3 protein-coding genes are annotated in these 2,342 nt (G+C 52.3%); 1 reads left to right on the forward strand and 2 read right to left on the reverse strand.

Annotated features, from left to right (window positions below; translation table 11 throughout):
* Window positions 1-885 (reverse strand): acyl-CoA dehydrogenase family protein (locus A3754_RS17930; RefSeq protein WP_063520795.1); only part of this gene is annotated, 885 nt, incomplete at its 3' end.
* Window positions 886-1,046: 161 nt separating this feature from the next.
* On the opposite strand from A3754_RS17930, the gene A3754_RS17935 reads away from it, so the two are divergent.
* Window positions 1,047-1,712: a TetR/AcrR family transcriptional regulator gene (locus A3754_RS17935; protein ID WP_022983803.1), complete on the forward strand. Its 666-nt coding sequence runs from the start codon at window positions 1,047-1,049 to the stop codon at window positions 1,710-1,712.
* 186 nt (window positions 1,713-1,898) lie between these two features.
* Here A3754_RS17935 and A3754_RS17940 read toward each other — a convergent pair.
* The coding region (locus tag A3754_RS17940) for an oxidoreductase C-terminal domain-containing protein (RefSeq protein ID WP_304439846.1) at window positions 1,899-2,342 on the reverse strand (444 nt) is incomplete at its 5' end.

Raw genomic sequence — 2,342 nt, forward strand, 5'->3', positions numbered from 1 at the left:
GGTGTTCTGGAATGCCGCCACCGGCTTGCCAAACGCCTGGCGCTGTTTCACATATTCCACGGTGGTTGCCAGCGCATGCTCGGCAGCCGACGAACAGATGATGGCGATCATCATCCGCTCCCAGGCCAGCTCCTTCATCAAGGCAATGAAACCCATGCCCTCGGCACCCAGCAGGTTTTCCTTGGGCACCTTGACGTTGTCGAAGAACAACTCGCAGGTGTCCTGCCCGCGCATGCCGACTTTCTTCAGCGGCTTGCCCTTGGAGAAGCCCTCGCGATCCGCCTCAATAATCATCAGGGACACACTTTGTGCACCCAGCTCAGCCGGCCCGGTACGCACCGCCACCACCGCCATGTCACAGAGGTAACCGTTGGTGATAAAGATTTTCGAGCCATTTACCACGTAGTGATCGCCCTCAAGGGTGGCCGTGGTCTTGATACGTTGAAGATCGGAACCGGTACCCGGCTCGGTCATGGCCACGGCAGTGACCGCTTCACCGGTGGCCATTTTGGGCAGCCACTGGCTTTTCTGTTCATGGGAACCAAAGTTGTTGATGTAGTTGGCAACAATGTCCGAGTGCAGGGCAAAGCCGCTGGCCGAATCCCCCACCCTCGCCTGCTCCTCCATCAGTATCATCGAATAGAGACGGTCAACGCCGCAGCCGCCGTACTCTTCAGGCATCGTTGGACACAGCAGCCCCAGCTCCCCCGCCTTGTTCCACAGTTCACGATCAATATGTTGCTGCTCCTCCCACTTCTCGTGGTAAGGGGAGATTTCAGTCTCGAAGAAACGCCTTGCTGTGGCGCGGAACGCCTCATGGTCTTCATTGAAGAGAGTACGGGGGATCATCGGCGATACAGCCGCCGGTACATGCACATCACTCATTACAGGCTTCCAACGTTGATTCAGGAACAATGGCAAGACTTTATAACTTACAATACGTACGTTCAACTTGTTTATTGGCGAGCTACGCTACAATCCATTTATCATTTAGAATCAGGCCTCTGCATCCCAGTGACCATGCTCAGTAATAGACAGAGAACGCGATGAATGCTCAACGACGCACCCAGGAACAACGTAGCGACGCCATGCGGGAACGCATCATTCAGGCAGTGCTCACCTGTCTAGAGAAGGATGGATTCGCTGGCACCACCGTCAGTCGCATTATCAACATCGCTGGCGTATCTAGGGGCGCCCCACTACACCATTTCTCTAGTAAAGCAGACATGATCGCTGCGGCAGCTGAGCATTTAATTCGCCAGCACTATATTCAGCTGGGTAAAGCCATCGCCAAACTCCATGGATCTGAAGATCGACTAGAAGCCCTTATCTTTGGTGCATGGAAGAATGTTTTCGATCAGCCGGAATTTATCCCGTTGATGCAACTATTGACAGCCAGCCAACATGACCCTGAGCTTGCATCCATTTTGCAACGTGTCTGGACTTCCAATTACTTCATCGTCGGTAACGCGGCAGACCATTATCTGGAGGCCATTAGTGAAGACACCGATGTGCGCTCGATGATGATGTTGACGCAATGGCTGTTGCGCGGCATGGCGCAGGATTTGCACATCGTTGCCGACAAAACGCTCTTTGACCGCTATCTCAAAGTCTGGTGCAACATGCTCGCCGTTCATCTGCGAGCCCGTGCAGATGTAAACGACCCACCGCCTTACCCGCCCAAGTGGGAACTACCGCTGAGCGATGCTTGACCGCCCCACTTGGGCTTGCGGCATCTCTACACATAGCTACGTTGTCGTTAACACCCAACGAATAAAGCTGTATATCGACCATGTCCACGCCACTTGATTGCTCAGATCGACCTTCGGTACCGGATACGGTTTCCGTTGACACAAGTCGTCATCGAGACTATTGGAGATAGCAATTCTTGCAGTGCTTCAGATTAAAGACTTCAGTTCGATATTCGGATTAGACAACACTTCAGCGCTGACACTCTTGCGCAGTTTAACCAACTGTTTACCCACCATGAATGCAACTGGAAAATTGACTGCATCAACAGCAATAACATGACCAAGACATAGATAGAAAACTGCGAATTCCTTGTCAAGGATACTGCCACGCAGTACACGCTGGTCATGATTTTGGGACAATCCTACCATCTGCAAACGAACATCATACTGGTTCGACCAGAACCAGGGAGGGCTATCGTAGGGCTTTTCTTCACTCATAAGTGTAGCTGCCGCCGTACGAGCTTGCTCAACAGCGTTAGCGACTGATTCAAGACGCTGCCTTTTGTCGAAGAACAGATTATGATGGCGGGTACAATCTCCTATCGCCAGAATGTCTGGGTCATCGGTGCGGGTAAATTCATCGACGACAAC

The organism is Alcanivorax sp. HI0083 (genome assembly GCF_001635175.1).

Excerpts from the sequence above, each read along its gene's own strand:
- A3754_RS17935 (WP_022983803.1), top strand. The coding sequence starts at position 1,047 with ATGAATGCTCAACGACGCACCCAGGAACAACGTAGCGACGCCATGCGG.